The sequence below is a fragment of the Sphingomonas sp. Root241 genome (assembly GCF_001428865.1).
GTDB lineage: Bacteria > Pseudomonadota > Alphaproteobacteria > Sphingomonadales > Sphingomonadaceae > Sphingomonas.
In genome coordinates, this window is sequence record NZ_LMIV01000002.1 from 39,401 (window position 1) to 55,808 (window position 16,408).

Consider the following 16,408-nt stretch of genomic DNA (forward strand, 5'->3'; position numbering starts at 1 on the left):
AAATCATTCGGTCCATCCGGGCAGGCGGGCACGGCCGGATTCGAGCGCCACTGCCTGGATCGGCGGCTTCTTGTCGTCGACCTTGACCATCAGCCGTGCGCCCGGCGCGGCATCGCCCATCGCGATGCCGTCACGCGTGATCGAGAAGCCGGGCGAACCGGCCTCGACGGTGATCGGATCGCCGCGGCGGATCACCGGCGCGAGCCTGGCCGGAGCGGCCGGCGCCTGCGCGGTGACGACGGGCGCCGCCTTGGGCTGGGGCACGGCATTGACCGGGACATAGATGCGCCAGGCGGGCGCCATGCAGCGCACGACCACCGCGTCCTTCGCTTCGCTGCGCCATTCGAGCTGCGGGGCGGGACACGCCTGAAGCTTCAGCCTTTTGTCGACCGGCGCACGGGCGCCGCCCTGCTCGCCCACGCCCACGCCGGTGAACTGGGCGACGATCGTGTCGAGCACCGGCGTCGACTGGAAGTCCTGCGCGGCAGCCGGCGCGGCGGCGACGAGAGCGAGGGACAGCAGCATGAGAGTCTCCTTGAGCGGGCGGCAAAACCGCGTTGCCGGGCGGCAGATCATTGCCGGCCTCCGTCATAGCCGAGCGAGAGGACTGCGCGGCGCTTGCCACGGGCAGTGACGATGGCGATGCGTTCGGGCGCGACCGCGCGTGCCCGGACCAGCATCGCCGCGACGGCGCGGGCGCGATCGGCGGCGAGGATCGGGCCGCTGCCGGTAACCGGATCGACGTCGGCGGCGCTGCCGTCGACCTCGCCGATGATCCTGAGGCGGGTGCGCGGATCGGCGGCGGCAGTGCCGGCCCAGGCGAGCGCTGCGGCGCCGTCCGGAAGCTGTGCCGAGCCGGGCGCAAAGCCGTTCACCGCGGCGAGATCGACCGGCATCGCCGGCGCCTGTTCCTTGATGCCGAAGCCGGCGCGGAAGCCCGCGGCGAGCGTGTTCGGATCTACCTGGTCGGCCTGGAGCAGCACGAAGAAGCCGACCAGCAGCAACGCGAGATCGGCGAGCGTGGTCAGCCAGATCGGCCGTGCGGGAAGATCGTCCTCGAACGTCATGCCGCGATGTCTTTCGCGTGGCGAGGCTCGACCGCGGCGAGCTCGGCAAGCGGCGCGGCGAGCCGGGCGCGCTCGTGCGCCTCGTGCCGCGACTGACGCTTGAGCCGCGCGGCAATGGGCGTGGCGATCAGGCAGGCGATCACGGCGCCGTATAGTGTGGTGAGCAAGGCGACGGCCATCGCGGCGCCGATCGTCTTGGGATCGCGCATCGCAGTGAACATCTGGACCAGCCCGATCAGCGTGCCGATCATGCCCATCGCCGGCGCGATATCGGCGGCGGCGCTCCACATCTCGGCGGCGGCGCGGTGGCGCTCGAACCGGGCTAGGCGGCGCTGCTCGAGCAATTCGGCGACCTGGTCGGGCGTGGCGCCGTCGACGATCGCGGCGACCGCGGCGGCGGTATCGGGATCGGCGATCACGTTGCGATCCAGCGCGATCACGCCGTGGCGACGGACGATACGCCTGAAGGCGGCAACCTGCGCGAGCAACGGCCCGGCATCGAAACGGCGGCGCGCCAGCGTGCGGAGCGCCACGATGCCGCGGCCCAGATCGCCGAGCGGGGTGCGCAGTACGACAGCGAGAACCGTACCGCCGAACACGATGGCCAGCGCGAGCGGATCGAGGAAGGGGCCGAAGTTCATGCGCTCCCGACTGCAAGGGCCGGGCCAATTCGGCGCGGTCGCTGACGCTGGTCGTTTCCTTGATCGTCATCCCGGCGAAAGCCGGGATCCAGAGCCGCGAGCGGATCGCCTGGGACCCTGGGCCCCGGCCTTCGCCGGGGGTGACGACGAATGCAAGACCGCGATCCGGGCGCTTCACCAAGGTCCCGGCAGTCGGTTGCCGCCGGACCGGCAAGACTTTGCCGGTTAGGTGTAGGACTCACATCCTTCCCTCGTCACCCCGGCCTTGCGCCGGGGTCCCGCTGCCTTTGGTCGAGAAGAAGCGGGACCCCGGGTCAAGCCCGGGGTGACGGGTGGATTTGGGGAGATCGCACGCTCCGGAGAAAAACTGGCACGGCCATTGCAGCGACACGCCCGAACTTTTGTGCGGGAGACGTGCAATGCCCAATGACAGCCTTTTCGGCGTACACGGCGCGGCGCTGACCGTGCGCTCGCAGCGCATGGGCGTGCTCGCGTCGAACATCGCCAATGCCTCGACCCCCGGGTACAAGGCGAAGGACATCGACTTCCAGGCCGCGCTCGCCTCGATCGAAGCGCCGGGCGGGTCGAGCGATGCCGCGATGGACGCCGCGACACTCTATCGCGTGCCGCTCCAGCCGAGCCAGGACGGCAACACCGTCGAGCTCGCCACCGAACAGACCGCCTTCGCCGAGAATGCCGTCGCCTATCAGACGACCCTGTCGTTCCTGAACGGCCGCATCTCGACGATCACGCGCGCGCTCAGGGGAGAATAAGACATGGGCAACCAGCCGCTCTCGATCTTCCAGGTCTCCGGCCGCGCGATGAGCGCGCAGCTGGTGCGGATGAACACGACCGCATCGAACCTCGCCAATGCCGGCACCGTCGCGTCGAGCGCCGAGGCCGCATATCGCACGATCAAGCCGGTGTTCCGCACCGCCTTCGACGAGGCGAGCGGCATGTCCACGGTCGATGTCGAGCAGGTCGTCACTGCCGGATCCGAGCCGACCAAGCGCTACGACCCCGGCAATCCGTTGGCCGACAAGGACGGCAATGTCTGGGAGAGCGCAGTCGATGAAACGCGAGAGCTCGTCGACATGCTCGAATCGTCGCGCACCTACCAGAACAATGTCGAGGTCATGCAGACTGCCAAGCAGCTGATCGTCGACACCCTCAAGCTGGGCCGCTGATCATGGATTTCGATAGCACGCTGCAGACCCTGGGCATCAAGCGCTACGGCGCTTCGTCCCCGTCGGGCAACACCGACACGGCGAACCTCGGCAAGACCGAGATGGACCAGTCGGACTTCCTGACGCTGATGACCGCGCAGCTGAAGAACCAGGACCCGTTCGAACCGGTCGACAACACCCAGATGGTCGCGCAGATGGCGCAATTCTCGTCGCTCTCGGGCATCACCGAGATGAACACGACGCTGAAGGCGATCTCGGACAAATTGGCGGGCACCTCGCTCGGCGACGCGCTCGGCTATGTCGGCAAGACCGTGCTGACCGAAGGCTCGACTGCCTATCCGCGCACCACGGGCGGCATCGCCGGCGCCGTGGCCCTGGCCGACAACGCCACCGACGTCAGCGTCACGATCAGCGATCCGAGCGGCAAGACGCTCAAGACCATAGTGCTCGGCGCGCAGGACAAGGGCGCGGTCGCGTTCGACTGGGACGGCGTCACCGAGAGCGGCGATCCCGCCGGCGAAGGCCCGTTCACGGTGAAGGTCACTGCGCGCAACGCCGATGGCGCGGTCAGCGCCACGCCGCTCGTCTGGGCTCCGGTCTCGACCGTGTCGCTCGGCAGCGACGGCCAGCCGGTCCTCACGCTTCCCGGCATCGGCCAGATCGCTCTCTCCGACGTCTGGCAAGTCGGCTGATCCAGGATTCCAAGGAGTAACCTCATGTCCTTCTTTACTTCGCTCAGCGGGCTCCAGGCTGCCCAGACCGAAATGTCGACGATCTCGCACAATCTCGCGAACGTCTCGACCAACGGCTTCAAGCGCTCGACGACGCAGTTCGCCGACGTGATCGCGTCCACCGCCAATTCGAACCCGACCAACGTGATCGGCTCGGGCACGGTGGTGAAATCGGTGCGCCAGCAGTTCAGCCAGGGCGGCTTCACCCAATCGACCTCGGCGCTCGACGTCGCCGTCGCGGGCGAGGGCTTCTTCGTCGTGAAGAGCCCCGATGCGAGCGGCAACGGCGTCGCCTTCACGCGCAACGGCAGCTTCCTCGTCAGCTCGGACCGCTTTGTCGTCGATGCGCAGGGCAACAAACTGCAGGTCTATCCGGTCGACGGTTCGGGCGCAGTGGTCGCCACCGGCCTCGGCTCGACCGTGGCGCTCCAGCTGCCGCAGACCAGCGGTATTCCGGTGGCGACCGCGAACGTGAACCTGTCGCTCAACCTCAATGCCAATTCGACCGTGCCGACCGCGGCGTTCGACCGCTTCGACCCGTCAACCTACAACCATTCGAGCCAGACGACGATCTTCGACGCGGGCGGCAATGCGATGACGCTGACGACCTATTTCGTCCGCGACAGCGCGCCGAGCAGCGGCGATCCGACCAGCAGCTGGAGCGCCTATTCGTTCGTCGGCGACAAGCAGCTCAGCGCGGATTCCGATCCCGATGCGGGCACGCCAATCGCGATGACCTTCGATGCGAGCGGCGCCATGACGTCGCCGACCGGCACCACGACCTTCGCGGGCTTCCTTCCCCCCGGCTCGACCGTGGACCAGGTGCTCACCGTGGATTTCGGCAATGCGACGACGCAGGTCTACAAGCCGTTCAACATGGACGTCGCCACGCAGGACGGCGCCCCCGTCGGCCAGCTGGAAGGCGTGGCGATCGGCGAGGACGGGCTGGTCCGCGCCAGCTTCTCGAACGGCGACACCCAGGCGCTGGGCAAGGTCGTGCTCGCGGGCTTCTCGAACCCCACCGGCCTGCGCCAGCTCGGCAGCAGCACCTGGTCGGCATCGGGCCTGTCGGGCGATCCGCGGCTCGGCGAGCCGGGCACGCAGGGTTTCGGCGGGCTGATGACCGGCGCGATCGAGCGATCGAACGTCGACATCACCGAGGAACTGGTCGGGCTGATCGCCGCGCAGCGCGCCTTCCAGGCGAACGCCAAGGCGCTCGATACCGCGAGCCAGATCTCGCAGACCATCTTCAACATCCGCAGCTGACGAAAGGCTGAGGGGGAAACCGCATGGATCGGCTGGTCTATACCGCACTCACCGGGCTGCGCAGCCAGATGGCGGCGCAGTCGACGATCGCGAACAACATCGCGAACGCATCGACCACGGGCTATCGCGCCGATCGCGTCAGCTTCGATCGGCTGGTGCTGACCGGCGGGCTCGAGACGCGCCAGCTGGCGGCGGAGGAAGTCGACGACTTCGATCGCCGCGCCGGCACGATCGTCCAGACCGCGCGGCCGCTCGACGTGGCGGTGACCTCCGATTCGTGGATCGCGGTCCAGGCGACCGATGGCAGCGAAGCCTATACGAGGCGCGGCGACCTTTCGGTCGCGGCCTCGGGCGTGCTGGAAACCGGAGACGGTTTCCCGGTGATGGGGTCGGGGGGCCCCATCACCGTGCCGCCCTATCAATCGATCGCCATCGCCGAGGACGGCACCGTTTCGATCGTGCCCGCGGGCGGCGATCCGACCCAGCCGCAGATGATCGACAAGATCAAGCTGGCGAGCCCGGAAGGCAGCCAGACCGCCAAGGGTCTCGACAACCTCCTCCACGTGAAGGGCGGCGGGGTTTTGCCCGAGGATCTCGACGGCAAGCTCGCTTCGGGCGCGCTCGAGCAATCGAACGTCAATCTCACCCAGGCGCTGGTCGACATGATCGAGAACCAGCGCAGCTACGAAGTGCAGGCCGGGCTCCTCAAGGAAGCCCGGAACATGGACGAGAGCGCCGCATCCTTGATGCGGATGCCCGCGTAACGAAAGGATTTAGACGATGGGTTCCTCGGCAATGCACATCGCGCGCACCGGGCTCGACGCTCAGGATATGCGCATGCGGGTGATCTCGAACAACCTCGCCAACGTCAACACGACGGCATTCAAGCGCGACCGCGCCTCGTTCCAGACGCTGGCCTATCAGGTGGTTACGGCGCCGGGCGCGGCGAGCACCGCGGAGACGAAATACGCGACGGGGCTCAACCTCGGCACCGGCGTGCGGATCCAGGGCACCGCGCGGGTGGAGACGCAAGGCAGCTTCCAGAATACCGGCGGGTCGCTCGATCTGGCGCTGGAAGGCGAAGGCTATTTCCAGGTGCAGATGCCGGGCGGCCAGCTCGGCTATACCCGCGCGGGCAATTTCTCGCGCTCGGCCGAGGGGCTGATGGTGACGAGCGACGGCTATCAGGTCCAGCCGGGGATCACGATTCCCGAGGGTACCACCGGGATCACGATCGGCGCCGACGGCACCGTCTCGGCGACGATCGCCGGGCAGACCGAAGCGAGCCAGATCGGCCAGATCCAGGTCGCGACCTTCCCCAATCCGGGCGGGCTGCAGGCGACCGGCGACAATTTCCTGATCGAGACCACGGCGAGCGGCGCTGCGAGCCTCGGCGCGGCCGGCGATACGGGTCGCGCCAAGATCCGCCAGGGCACGCTGGAGGCATCGAACGTCAACGTCGTCGAGGAGCTGGTCGACATGATCGAGACGCAGCGTGCGTACGAGGTCAATTCGAAGATGATCTCGGCGACCGACGAGATGCTCAAATATGTCAATCAGAACATCTGAGGCCGCTGCGATGAAATTCCTCACCGGCCTCGCCACCAGCGCGCTCGTCGTCGCCGCGATCGCATTCACCAGCGCTCCGGCCAAGGCGCAGTTCCTTGGGCTGGGCAAGAAGAAGGCGAAGGAGGATTTCTCCGCCACGCTTCCTGCGGCCGAGCCCGTGGCGGCGCCCGCAAACGGCGGCATCTTCCAGGCGAACGACGGCTATGCCGCGCTCTACGAGGGCCAGCGCGCGCGCCGGGTGGGCGATCCGTTGACGATCGTCCTGGTCGAGCGGACCAGCGCGTCCAAGTCGGCGAGCTCGAAGCTCGACAGCGGCGGCGGCTTCTCGCTGACGCCGCCGAGCACCGGCGCGCTCAACCTGTTCAACAAGAGCGATGCGAGTGCGAGCGGCAGCCGCAACTTCAACGGCACCGGCACCGCCGATCAGGCGAATGCGCTGTCGGGCGAGATCAGCGTCACCGTGGCCGAAGTCTATCGCAACGGTGCGATGCTGGTGCAGGGCCAGAAGCGCGTCACGCTCAACCGCGGCGACGAGTTCGTCCAGATCAAGGGGATCGTCCGCACCGCGGACATCGACGCGTATAACCGCGTCGCCAGCACGCGCGTCGCCGATGCCCGCATCGCTTATACCGGCAAGGGCGACGTCGCCCGCGCCAGCCGCCAGGGCTGGCTGAGCCGGTTCTTCCAGATCCTCAGCCCCTTCTGAGCGGAGCCGCACCATGATCCTTCACCTCCTGGAGCGCTTCCGCATCCCCCCGTTCGTGCTGAGCTTGTCGAAGCACGGCTCTCCACCGTCGTCTCGCCTGCGGCTCTCGCCCTTCGACAAGGCGAACGGTGGGGTCGTGCTGGCCCTGCTCGCGCTCTTCGCCGCGGTCTCCCCCGCACAGGCGCAGCGCGTGAAGGATCTGGGCGGCTTCCAGGGCATCCGCACCAACCAGCTGACCGGATACGGCGTCGTCGTCGGGCTTCCCGGTACCGGCGACGACAATCTGGAATATACCGTGCAGTCGATGCGCGGCGTCGCCTCGCGCTTCGGGTTCCAGCTGCCGCCCGGCGCCAGCCCAAGCCTGAAGAATGCCGCGGTGGTGATGATCACCGCCGAACTGCCGCCCTTCGCCAAGCCCGGACAGAAACTCGACATCACCGTCTCATCGATGGGCAAAGCCAAATCCTTGCGCGGCGGCACGCTGATCCTCACGCCGCTGCAGGGCGCCGACGGCCAGATCTATGCGATGGCGCAGGGCAATCTCGCGGTCGGCGGGCTGGGCGCGGACGGCGCCGACGGCTCGAAGATCGTCGTCAACACGCCTTCGAGCGGCCGCATCCCCGAGGGCGCGACCGTCGAGCGTGTCGTCGACACCGGGTTCGATCGGGCGCCGATGCTGACCTTCAATCTCGCCCGCGCCGACTTTACCACTGCCCAGAGGGTACAGGAAGCGATCAACAGCCGCTTCGGCGGCGCGCGCGCCCGCGCGATCGACGGCGTGTCGATCGCAGTGCAAGCGCCGGCCGGTGCGGATGTCCGCGCCGAATTGATGTCCGAGATCGAGAATCTCACTGTCGAAGCGGCCGAGGCCGCGGCCAAGGTGATCGTCAACGCGCGCACCGGAACCGTGGTGATCAACTCGGCGGTCCGGGTCAGCCCGGCGGCAGTGACGCATGGTAAACTCACCGTTCGTATCGATGAGGCCCAAAATGTCAGCCAGCCCCTGCCGTTTAGTAAGGGCGAAACCGTCATGGAGCAGCACAGCGCCGTGAACGTCGAGGAAGAGAAGCACCCGATGTTCCTGATGCAGCCCGGCCCGAAGCTCGCGGACGTGGTCAAGGCGGTCAACGCCATCGGCGCCTCGCCAGCCGACCTCGTCGCGATCCTCGAGGCACTCAAGGAAGCCGGCGCGCTCAAGGCCGAGCTGATCATCCTGTGACCCAGGTCAACGCGCCCGCAACGAGCAATGGCGGCGGCGTGTCGATGGACACGTCGCGGCTGGCTTCGAAGGAGAATCTCGATGCCGCCGGCAAGCGCTTCGAGGCGATCTTCGTCGGCATGATGCTCAAGTCGATGCGCACCGCAAATCTCGGCGAAGGGCTGTTCGACAGCAAGGCGAGCCAGCAGTTCCGCGACATGCAGGACCAGCAGCTCGCCCAGAGCATGGCTGCGCACGCCCCCATCGGCATCGGCAAGGCGATGACCGAATTCCTCGCCAAGGCCGCGCCGGTGGTAGCCGCCGCGCCCGAGACTGACGGGAGCACGCCATGAGCGACATGCTGTCGATCGGCGCGTCGAGCCTTCGGGCCTATCAGGCGGCGCTGACCACCACGTCCGAGAACATCGCCAATGCCGGCAATGCGGGCTATTCGCGCCGCACCGCGCCGGTGCGCGAAGTCGTCGCGCCCGCCGGGATCATCACCGGCTCGGCGCAGGGCTTGGGCGTGGTCGTCACCGGGATCGCCCGCGCGGCCGACATCTACAAGACCGCCGAGGTCCGCACCGCGACCGCCGAGCTGGCGCGGACCGAGACCGGGGCGACCTGGCTCCAGCGGATCGAGGATTCGCTGAGCGGCAATCAGCTGGGTGACCGGCTGACTGCGTTCTTCAACGCGGCCAGGGCCGTCGCCGCCGATCCGGCGTCGCTCGCGCCGCGCGCGACGATGATCGAGGCCGCTTCCAGCGTCGCTTCGTCCTTCGCCGCCACCGGCAAGGCACTCGACGGCGCGATGGCGGATCTCGACGCCAGCGCGAGCGCCGCCGCGACTCAGCTGAACGGGCTCGCCCAGGCGCTCGGCAAGGTCAATTCGGGGCTCGGGCGCTCGGCACCGGGGACTAGCGGCCAGGCGGCCCTGCTCGACCAGCGCGACCGGCTGCTCGAGGAGATGAGCGCACTGACCGATGTGTCGGTGACCACCGACGAGGCCGGCCGGGCGCTGGTGCGGGTCGGCGGCGTGGCCGGACCGGTGCTGGTCGAGGGCGAGAACGCCGGCGCGGTCAGCTATGCGCGCAGCGATGCGGGCCTGGTCGCTTATGCCGTGCATTTCCAGGGCCAGAGCAATGCGGTGTTCCCGAGCGGGGGCGCGCTGGCGGGCTTTACCGAAGGCGCACAGCGGATCGCCGATGCGCATGCCGAGATCGGCCGGCTGGCGACCGCGTTCGCCAACGGCGTCAACGCCGTACAGGCCGCAGGCGACGATCTGCAGGGCAACAATGGCGCGCCAATGTTCGCGATCGGCGACCCGGCATCGCAGCTCACGCTCGTGCTCGACGATCCGCGCGGCATCGCCGCCGCAGCGACTGGTGCCGGGGTGCGCGACAATAGCAACCTCACCGGTTTCGAGACGCTGCGCAGCACGGGCAGGTTCGAGGACGGTGTGTCGAGCCTCGCCACCGCCAATGCCGCCGCGCTCTCGGCGCGCACCACCGTCGCCGAGGCGCAGTCCGCAATGCGCGATTCGGCGATCGCCGAACGCACCGCCGCGACGGGCGTCAACATCGACGAGGAAGCGGTCGACCTGATCCGGTTCCAGCAGGCGTATCAGGCATCGACCCGCGTGATCCAGGTCGCGCGCGAGACGCTGCAATCCATCCTCGATATCCGGTGATCCAGGCCATGCGCATCGCAACTTCGCAGCTCTACAACCGCCCCGCGTCGCTGATGACCCAGCTGAGCGCCGAGGCCGACCGGATCCAGACCCAGATCGCGACCGGCAAGCGGATCCAGACCGCGTCGGACGATCCGGCCGCGTTCCTGCGCCTGCAGGGCATGAAGCAGCAGACCGCCGACGACGGCGCCTGGTCCGCGAATATCGGCACGGCGCAGGGGCTGCTCGCGCAGACCGACACCACGCTCGACAGCGTCGAATCGCAGCTCCAGCGCGCGCTCGAGCTCGCCACCCAGGCTGCGAACGGCACGCTATCCGACGCCAATCGCGACGCCATCGCAGAGGAGCTGAATGCGATCCGCGACGCCTTGTTCGGGCTTTCGAACACCCGGGACGTGCGCGGCCAGCCGCTGTTCGGCGGCGCGACCGGCGACGTCGCCTACGTCCAGGCCGCCGACGGCACGATCAGCTTCGCGGGAACCGGCGAACCCTCCGCGATCCCGATCGGCGAAGGCACGAGCATCCAGGGAACGGTGACCGGCACGCGCGCCTTTGCAAGCGGGAGCAGCGACATGTTCGCGGTGCTCGCGAGTTTCACTGCCGCACTGGAAGCCGGGGGCGACGTCAAGGCGGCAGCCGATGCGGCGATGACCGGGCTCAACGGCGCGCTGGAAAGCGTCAATCTCGCCCGCGCATCAGCCGGTGCACGTGCGGCGCGGCTCGATCTCGATGCCGGGCGGCTGGTCGACGCGGGCGAGGCGCGCGAATCTGCGCGCACGGCGTTGGAAGACACCGACATCACCACCGCGGTGACCCAGCTGCAGAAGACGCTGACGATCCTGCAGGCGACGCAGGCGAGCTTCACCAAGCTCACCAGCCTGTCGCTGTTCGATTATCTGCGCTGATCCCGCACGGCATCCGCATTTTTCCGCGAATTTCCGCTGAAAGTTACGGCGAAGCGGTCGTTTACCACAGCGAGTGCCGGCGCACCGACACGCGCACCGTCACAGGGGGAAGTTTAGTCGCATGTTTGTGTTGATCGGCTTTGTCGTCCTCATCGCGATGGTGTTCGGCGGATTCGCCATCACCGGCGGCGCGCTGGGCCCCGTGATGCACGCGCTCCCGCACGAGATGCTGATCATCGGCGGCGCGGCTCTGGGCGCGCTCATCATCGGCAATTCGACGAAGGAGCTGAAGGCGCTGGGCGGCGGCTTCATGAGGGTCGTGAAGGGCCCGAAATACAAGAAGCAGGATTATCTCGACACGATCTTCCTCGTTTCCAAGCTGATGAAGATACTGCGGACCGAAGGCCCGATCGCGCTTGAGCCGCATGTCGAGGATCCCCGGTCCTCCGCAATCTTCGCCGAATATCCCCGGTTGCTGGCCGATCACACGCTGATCAACCTGATCACCGATACTTTGCGGCTGGTCGTCGTCTCGTCGGGGACGCTCGACGTGCACGCAGTGGAAGACGTGATGGATAATGCGATTCGGACGCACCACCACCATGTCCAGGGCCCGCAGACCACGCTCCAGAGCCTTGCCGACGCGCTGCCCGCTCTGGGGATCGTCGCCGCCGTGCTCGGCGTGGTGAAGACGATGGGCTCGATCGACAAGCCGCCGACGATCCTCGGCGCGATGATCGGATCGGCGCTGGTCGGCACCTTTCTCGGCGTGCTGCTCGCTTACGGCATCGTCGGTCCGCTCGCGACCCGGCTCCAGCAGGTGATCGACGCCGACGCGGCGATCTACCACACGGTCAAGCAGATCATCATCGCCTCGCTCCACGGCCACCCGCAGCCCTTGGTGATCGAAGCCGCGCGCTCGGGCATCGCGCATTCGAACCAGCCGGGCTTCGGCGAGGTCTTCGACGGGCTGCGGGGACGGTAAATGGCTGCGCGGGCTCCGCATGGGAGCAATCAGCCGCCGAAGATCATCGTCAAGAAGATCTTCGTCGAAGGCCATGGCGGGCATCACGGCGGCGCCTGGAAGGTGGCCTATGCCGATTTCGTGACGGCGATGATGGCGTTCTTCCTGTTGCTCTGGCTGCTCGGCGCGACCACCGAGAAGCAGCGCAAGGCGCTCGCCGATTATTTCGCGCCGACGCTGATCGACTTCAAGCAGAACAGTGCCGGCTCGAACGGGCTGCTGGGCGGCGACGCGATCAATTCGCGCGACAATTACCCGAGCAAGGCCGCGCAGACCGGCACGCGATCGATGACGATCCCCGCCGGCGCGATCGGCGGCAACGATGTCGGCACCGGCGAGAAGGGCACGCTCAAGGAGCAGCGCGCGCTCACCCAGCAGGACCAGAAGAACTTCAGCGAGACCGCCAAGAAGATACAGGCCAAGATGCGCTCGCGCCCCGGCCTGGCGAAACTCGCCAACCATATCCGCTTCGTCGCGACGCGCGACGGCATGCGCATCGACCTGCTCGACGACGCCAATTATTCGATGTTCGATCTGGGCACGACGGCTCTGGTGCCCGATGCCGGCGCGCTGATCGGCACGATCGCCGAGACGATCGCGGACATGGAGAACCCGATCATGATCCGCGGCCATACCGACAGCCTCGGTTATGGCGATCCGCGCAACATGAACAACTGGATGCTGTCGAGCGGGCGCGCCGAGGCGACGCGCCGGCGTCTGTCGGGCGGCGGCGTGCCCGAGATGCGCTTCGAGCGGATCGAAGGCGTCGCCGATCGCGAACCTTTGATCGTCGACACCCCCACCGACCCGCGCAACCGCCGCGTCTCGATCACCCTGCTGTTCCGCCGGATCATGGACCAGGACAAGAACGAGCGCTGGCGTCGATAACTAGAATGGGCCGTCGAACTTCAGTAGGACGATAGACAATATTGATCGCGAGATGTTGCTAAAGTTCGGAGCATCCCGCCTCTATCCGCGCACTCCTAGCGGACCACCACATCCCATAAGCCTCGCCGACTGCCCAAGATAAGTCAGTAAATTCTTGACTCAGTTGCGCCGATCTCGTGTCGACCTCACGAATTACGTCGCCAATACATATCGCATCATTTTGACATTGGCCAATAGCCCAATTTCTATAATTTTGAATTTCATCCCACTTATTTGCATAGTCGAAAGATTCGTATTGCTCTTGGGCATAGTCGTACGCATCTTTGTAATAAAACTCCCACCCACTAAGTTCAGAACATTCATCCTGAGCTAAAGCCGGACTTGAAAAAGCAAATAAGCATATCGCTGAAATAAAGACTTTCATAATCATGCCAGCACCCCCTATCTCTACAACATAACTACAATACTTACCCGAGCCGTACTGGCCAAGTTTCATTATAACTACATTGACGATCGAATGGGATCTTATCTAGAAAATTTGCTTTCGAAACGAAAGCCGAATTACGCGCCCCAGAGGATCCAACAGATTAGGTGCATAAGCCCCAGGGACCGCACCATTCGAATCAGTCACGCGCTGTCTGGCGTCCAACAGATTGTCCACGCGAAGCTGAATGCGCGATCCGCGCAGCCACGGGTTCTTGAGCAGGAAATCGATATCCTGACCCGGATTGAATTCCGTCAGCAAACCGATCCTCGCCAAGCTGCCGAAGTTGAGCCTCGTCTGGCTGCCAAGCGAGCCGGTCATCCGCTGCGATCCGCTTTGCCAATTGGCAGTGGCTTGGAGCAGCCACGCGTCGCGCTTCACTGCGGCCAAAGCATCGATCTGGTGCGCGGCGATGCTCTGACCGGAGGAGCCGTCGAGTTGGTCGATGACCGGTAGACCGGGTCGAATCACGGCTTCGTCATTGAGAATCCAACGATGATCGAGTGTAAAGCGGATGCGATTGCCACCGCCACCGAAGCCGCCGCGACCACCGCCGAAGCCGCGCCCGCCGCCGCCCGGCGCACCGCGGAATCCACCACCTTGGCCCTCACGCTCGCGACCACGATCTTGTGCCGCCTGATCCTGAGGTTGTCCCTGCGCTTGACCTTGGCCTTGCACCTGACCCTGACCCTGACCCTGGCGGCGCTGGTTGCCGCCGAACAGGCTCTGTTGTTGGCCGAGGCGCCGGAACTGTTCGAGCTGTGCGGTGAACTCCGGGGGTAGTGGTTGGCCAGTCCGGCGTGATTCGGCCATCGCCGCCTGAAGCGCGGTACGGCGCTCCTGCATGCGCTTCGCCTGCGGCGACGCGAGCGGGATCGAGAAATCGATGCCCCAGCGGAGTTCGGAGTGAGCGGTGCTCGTGTAATTGACCGGCCGGTAGTCGATGCTGATCAATCGCCCGTCCGGGCCCCGAACGAAGCGATCGGGGAAGGCGGCCTCGATCTCCGCAGTAGCGCCGGGAAAGCCCTTGGTGGGGTTGCGATAATGCTGGTTGCTGTAGCTCGCTCTGATGTTCAGGTCAGTTTGGGTAAACGGCTTGATGTTGACGCGAGCATTGAATGTGTGGCGACTGTCCGCCAGCAGCACCGGATTGCCCCCGGTGATCGCGATGATGTCGACGCTCTCGTTGCGGACGAAATCGAATATGCGCCGGTTCGGCGTCACCAGCACCGGATCGCCCAATCTGCCCGGGTCTGGCGCGTTGCGATCGTCGTTGATGCTAATGTTCGCGCGAATTTGCGGGATCGGCGACCAGTTGAGCCCATAGGTGGTGCTGGTGAGCTGGCCGAAGTCCGAGAGTTGCTCGACTTCGAGATTGCCGGTGATCGACAGATCCCCGATCGCGTCGAGCACGCCCAGCCGCCGGCTGGTCAGCGGCAGCGAGATGTTGCCGCGTATGCTGGCGGTGTCGCGCGAGACATCTCCTCCCTGAAATCGGTTGGCGATCCAGGATGCGCTGTGCTGGTCCTGGCTCCGCCCGGCCACACGCAGAGTTGCGCGGACATCGCCGGCGGGCATTTTGAACAGCGACCCGAAGGTCGCGAAATCGATTTTTGCGTCGCCGCTGTTCGACTTGGCGATCTGATCCGGTCGCAGGCTGACCAGCGAGGGCGAGATCGGCCCGAACGGATTGAAATCCGGATCGCGCGCATCGAGCAATGTTTGCGCCAGCGCGGCATCCACGCCGGTGGGGGTGACCGATTTGGACTCGCCATAATCGTAGCCGGCCTGAAGCGACCAACTCCAGCTGGCGAGCCACGGCGTGGTAGTGCCGTTGAAGCTCAGACCCCCGCTGATCGTGCGGTTGTCGCTCGAGCGCGAGAGCGGCGCGAGATTGTCGTAGTAGCGGAACAGCTGCACGTCGTTCGAGAACGGCGAAAACGGATTGCCGGCGGGCAGCCGCAGCGTCGCGCTCGGCAGGCCAAACAGCGAATCGCTGTGGTTCGCCGTGAACCCGACCGTGGCGGTGGCGCTGACCTTGTCCGAGATCGCCGGCGTATAGGTGCCGCTGATCGCAAGGTTCTTCTGCGGGGTCGCACCGAACCCCACATTGCCGCCACCACCCCCGGACAAGGTGCGATAAGGCGTGAGATCGGCCGCATTGGCCTGGTTCGCATTGGCCGCGAAACCGGCGAGCGTGGGGGCGCCACCGACTGCACTGTCCGGCACACCGGCGAGCGTGACCGGGATTCCCGCGAGGGCACTGAGCGCCGGATCGATCTCGGCGCCGCCGAAGCCTGTGATATTGCCGACGGTATCGAACAGCGTCTGGGGAGCGCGCGTCACGCCGCGCTCGCTTTCGAGGATGCCCGAATTCTGGCTGTACTTGATGTCGAGTTCGAGCCGTTCGTCGCGCCGGATCTTGTTGAGATTGACGTTGCCGCTCTGCCACGAATTGCCGCCGGCGGTGGGCATCGCCCCTTCGAGCACCGAGGTGAGCCCCATGAATCGGCGGCGCAGCACGAAATTGACCACCTTCTGGTTCGCGCCATAGCCGAACTGGAGCGCCGCTTCCTCGGGCAGGATGTCCATCCGCTCGATCGCTTCGGTCGGCAGGTTGCGAATTTCGGCCAGGCTGGAGCGGCGGCCGCTGAGCAGGATCACAGGTTGCTCGTCACCGCGGCCCGAACCGCTGCCGAGTTGCGCCGAAAGCGCGTTCATCAGTTCGGTGACGTTCGACGCGCCATAAGCGCGGATGTCGGCGGGGTTGAGCGTGACTTCGGGCTTGACGTCGCCCGGGACGGCGCCGCGCAGCTGACCGGTCACGACGATGTCCTCGCCTGCCGCCTCCTCGGCTTCTTCCGGCGGGGCTTGCTGCGGAGTCTGTGGTGCGGCAGCCGGATTGGCCGGAGGCGTTGCCTGATCCTGCGCCTGCGCCATCGGCGCCGCGCCGACCATCAACGCGGCAACCGCGCAACCCCATCTCAACATTACCGTCCACTCCCTTGACCGGCGCGCTCCCGCATTGCGGACGCGCATCTCATCGTCCGCT

At 66.3% G+C, this 16,408-nt stretch carries 18 protein-coding genes; 13 read left to right on the plus strand and 5 right to left on the minus strand.

All coding sequences use genetic code 11. From position 1 onward, the window contains the following. Nucleotides 1-3 precede the first annotated feature (3 nt). Genes ASE13_RS10705 through ASE13_RS10715 form a run of 3 tightly spaced genes read right to left on the minus strand, consistent with a single transcriptional unit; the run spans nt 4 to nt 1,708 of the window. A complete protein-coding gene (locus ASE13_RS10705; RefSeq protein ID WP_056615244.1) occupies nt 4-525 on the minus strand; it encodes a flagella basal body P-ring formation protein FlgA in 522 nt (173 codons plus the stop codon). A gap of 47 nt (nt 526-572) precedes the next feature. Then, complete coding sequence (locus ASE13_RS10710) at nt 573-1,067, minus strand: flagellar motor protein MotB (protein ID WP_200955688.1); 495 nt, start codon at nt 1,065-1,067, stop codon at nt 573-575. Then, a complete protein-coding gene (locus ASE13_RS10715) occupies nt 1,064-1,708 on the minus strand; it encodes a motility protein A (RefSeq protein ID WP_056615249.1) in 645 nt (214 codons plus the stop codon). The genes ASE13_RS10710 and ASE13_RS10715 overlap by 4 nt, the downstream gene beginning before the upstream one ends. Before the next feature lie 419 nt (nt 1,709-2,127). Here ASE13_RS10715 and flgB point away from each other — a divergent pair, with 419 nt between their 5' ends. From flgB to ASE13_RS10780, 13 genes are all read left to right on the plus strand, one after another. Then, nucleotides 2,128-2,481, plus strand: coding sequence for a flagellar basal body rod protein FlgB (gene flgB / locus ASE13_RS10720; RefSeq protein WP_056615251.1), 354 nt, complete (start codon nt 2,128-2,130; stop codon nt 2,479-2,481). Between the two features lie 3 nt (nt 2,482-2,484). Beyond that, the gene (gene flgC, locus ASE13_RS10725; protein WP_056615254.1) at nt 2,485-2,895 is read left to right on the plus strand and encodes a flagellar basal body rod protein FlgC; all 411 of its coding nucleotides are present in this window, start codon (nt 2,485-2,487) and stop codon (nt 2,893-2,895) included. 2 nt (nt 2,896-2,897) lie between these two features. Further along, nucleotides 2,898-3,587, plus strand: a complete 690-nt coding sequence (locus tag ASE13_RS10730) for a flagellar hook assembly protein FlgD (protein WP_056615257.1) — start codon at nt 2,898-2,900, stop codon at nt 3,585-3,587. Nucleotides 3,588-3,611: 24 nt separating this feature from the next. Further along, entirely contained in the window at nt 3,612-4,892 is a 1,281-nt protein-coding gene (locus ASE13_RS10735) for a flagellar hook protein FlgE (protein WP_056615261.1), read from the plus strand. Nucleotides 4,893-4,915: 23 nt separating this feature from the next. Further along, a complete protein-coding gene (locus ASE13_RS10740; RefSeq protein ID WP_056615265.1) occupies nt 4,916-5,656 on the plus strand; it encodes a flagellar basal body rod protein FlgF in 741 nt (246 codons plus the stop codon). Between the two features lie 16 nt (nt 5,657-5,672). Then, the gene (gene flgG, locus ASE13_RS10745; RefSeq protein WP_056615268.1) at nt 5,673-6,461 is read left to right on the plus strand and encodes a flagellar basal-body rod protein FlgG; all 789 of its coding nucleotides are present in this window, start codon (nt 5,673-5,675) and stop codon (nt 6,459-6,461) included. Nucleotides 6,462-6,471: 10 nt separating this feature from the next. Next, nucleotides 6,472-7,167, plus strand: a complete 696-nt coding sequence (locus tag ASE13_RS10750) for a flagellar basal body L-ring protein FlgH (protein WP_156404855.1) — start codon at nt 6,472-6,474, stop codon at nt 7,165-7,167. 13 nt (nt 7,168-7,180) lie between these two features. Continuing rightward, nucleotides 7,181-8,386 carry a flagellar basal body P-ring protein FlgI gene (locus ASE13_RS10755; RefSeq protein ID WP_082596690.1) on the plus strand — a complete coding sequence of 402 codons (1,206 nt, stop codon included), beginning with the start codon at nt 7,181-7,183 and terminating at the stop codon, nt 8,384-8,386. Further along, nucleotides 8,383-8,718: a rod-binding protein gene (locus tag ASE13_RS10760; protein ID WP_056615271.1), complete on the plus strand. Its 336-nt coding sequence runs from the start codon at nt 8,383-8,385 to the stop codon at nt 8,716-8,718. The genes ASE13_RS10755 and ASE13_RS10760 overlap by 4 nt, the downstream gene beginning before the upstream one ends. After that, nucleotides 8,715-10,055, plus strand: a complete 1,341-nt coding sequence (gene flgK / locus ASE13_RS10765) for a flagellar hook-associated protein FlgK (RefSeq protein WP_056615274.1) — start codon at nt 8,715-8,717, stop codon at nt 10,053-10,055. Before ASE13_RS10760 ends, flgK begins: the two co-directional genes overlap by 4 nt. Before the next feature lie 8 nt (nt 10,056-10,063). Next, on the plus strand, nt 10,064-10,960 hold the full coding sequence (gene flgL / locus ASE13_RS10770) for a flagellar hook-associated protein FlgL (protein WP_056617652.1): 897 nt from the start codon (nt 10,064-10,066) through the stop codon (nt 10,958-10,960). 121 nt (nt 10,961-11,081) lie between these two features. Next, nucleotides 11,082-11,945 carry a flagellar motor stator protein MotA gene (gene motA / locus ASE13_RS10775; protein WP_056615277.1) on the plus strand — a complete coding sequence of 288 codons (864 nt, stop codon included), beginning with the start codon at nt 11,082-11,084 and terminating at the stop codon, nt 11,943-11,945. Beyond that, complete coding sequence (locus ASE13_RS10780; protein WP_056615280.1) at nt 11,946-12,872, plus strand: flagellar motor protein MotB; 927 nt, start codon at nt 11,946-11,948, stop codon at nt 12,870-12,872. 58 nt (nt 12,873-12,930) lie between these two features. Here ASE13_RS10780 and ASE13_RS19840 read toward each other — a convergent pair whose 3' ends face one another. Together ASE13_RS19840 and ASE13_RS10785 are read right to left on the minus strand one after the other, a co-directional pair. Then, nucleotides 12,931-13,368, minus strand: coding sequence for a hypothetical protein (locus ASE13_RS19840; protein WP_156404856.1), 438 nt, complete (start codon nt 13,366-13,368; stop codon nt 12,931-12,933). A gap of 33 nt (nt 13,369-13,401) precedes the next feature. Then, entirely contained in the window at nt 13,402-16,347 is a 2,946-nt protein-coding gene (locus ASE13_RS10785) for a TonB-dependent receptor (protein ID WP_156404857.1), read from the minus strand. Nucleotides 16,348-16,408 lie beyond the last annotated feature (61 nt).

Excerpts from the sequence above, each read along its gene's own strand:
- flgC (WP_056615254.1), top strand. The coding sequence starts at position 2,485 with ATGGGCAACCAGCCGCTCTCGATCTTCCAGGTCTCCGGCCGCGCGATG.
- ASE13_RS10735 (WP_056615261.1), top strand. The coding sequence starts at position 3,612 with ATGTCCTTCTTTACTTCGCTCAGCGGGCTCCAGGCTGCCCAGACCGAA.
- ASE13_RS10785 (WP_156404857.1), bottom strand. The coding sequence starts at position 16,347 with ATGTTGAGATGGGGTTGCGCGGTTGCCGCGTTGATGGTCGGCGCGGCG.
- ASE13_RS10730 (WP_056615257.1), top strand. The coding sequence starts at position 2,898 with ATGGATTTCGATAGCACGCTGCAGACCCTGGGCATCAAGCGCTACGGC.
- flgK (WP_056615274.1), top strand. The coding sequence starts at position 8,715 with ATGAGCGACATGCTGTCGATCGGCGCGTCGAGCCTTCGGGCCTATCAG.
- flgB (WP_056615251.1), top strand. The coding sequence starts at position 2,128 with ATGCCCAATGACAGCCTTTTCGGCGTACACGGCGCGGCGCTGACCGTG.
- ASE13_RS10750 (WP_156404855.1), top strand. The coding sequence starts at position 6,472 with ATGAAATTCCTCACCGGCCTCGCCACCAGCGCGCTCGTCGTCGCCGCG.
- ASE13_RS10715 (WP_056615249.1), bottom strand. The coding sequence starts at position 1,708 with ATGAACTTCGGCCCCTTCCTCGATCCGCTCGCGCTGGCCATCGTGTTC.
- motA (WP_056615277.1), top strand. The coding sequence starts at position 11,082 with ATGTTTGTGTTGATCGGCTTTGTCGTCCTCATCGCGATGGTGTTCGGC.
- ASE13_RS10780 (WP_056615280.1), top strand. The coding sequence starts at position 11,946 with ATGGCTGCGCGGGCTCCGCATGGGAGCAATCAGCCGCCGAAGATCATC.
- ASE13_RS10755 (WP_082596690.1), top strand. The coding sequence starts at position 7,181 with ATGATCCTTCACCTCCTGGAGCGCTTCCGCATCCCCCCGTTCGTGCTG.
- ASE13_RS19840 (WP_156404856.1), bottom strand. The coding sequence starts at position 13,368 with ATGAAACTTGGCCAGTACGGCTCGGGTAAGTATTGTAGTTATGTTGTA.
- flgL (WP_056617652.1), top strand. The coding sequence starts at position 10,064 with ATGCGCATCGCAACTTCGCAGCTCTACAACCGCCCCGCGTCGCTGATG.
- flgG (WP_056615268.1), top strand. The coding sequence starts at position 5,673 with ATGGGTTCCTCGGCAATGCACATCGCGCGCACCGGGCTCGACGCTCAG.
- ASE13_RS10740 (WP_056615265.1), top strand. The coding sequence starts at position 4,916 with ATGGATCGGCTGGTCTATACCGCACTCACCGGGCTGCGCAGCCAGATG.
- ASE13_RS10710 (WP_200955688.1), bottom strand. The coding sequence starts at position 1,067 with ATGACGTTCGAGGACGATCTTCCCGCACGGCCGATCTGGCTGACCACG.
- ASE13_RS10705 (WP_056615244.1), bottom strand. The coding sequence starts at position 525 with ATGCTGCTGTCCCTCGCTCTCGTCGCCGCCGCGCCGGCTGCCGCGCAG.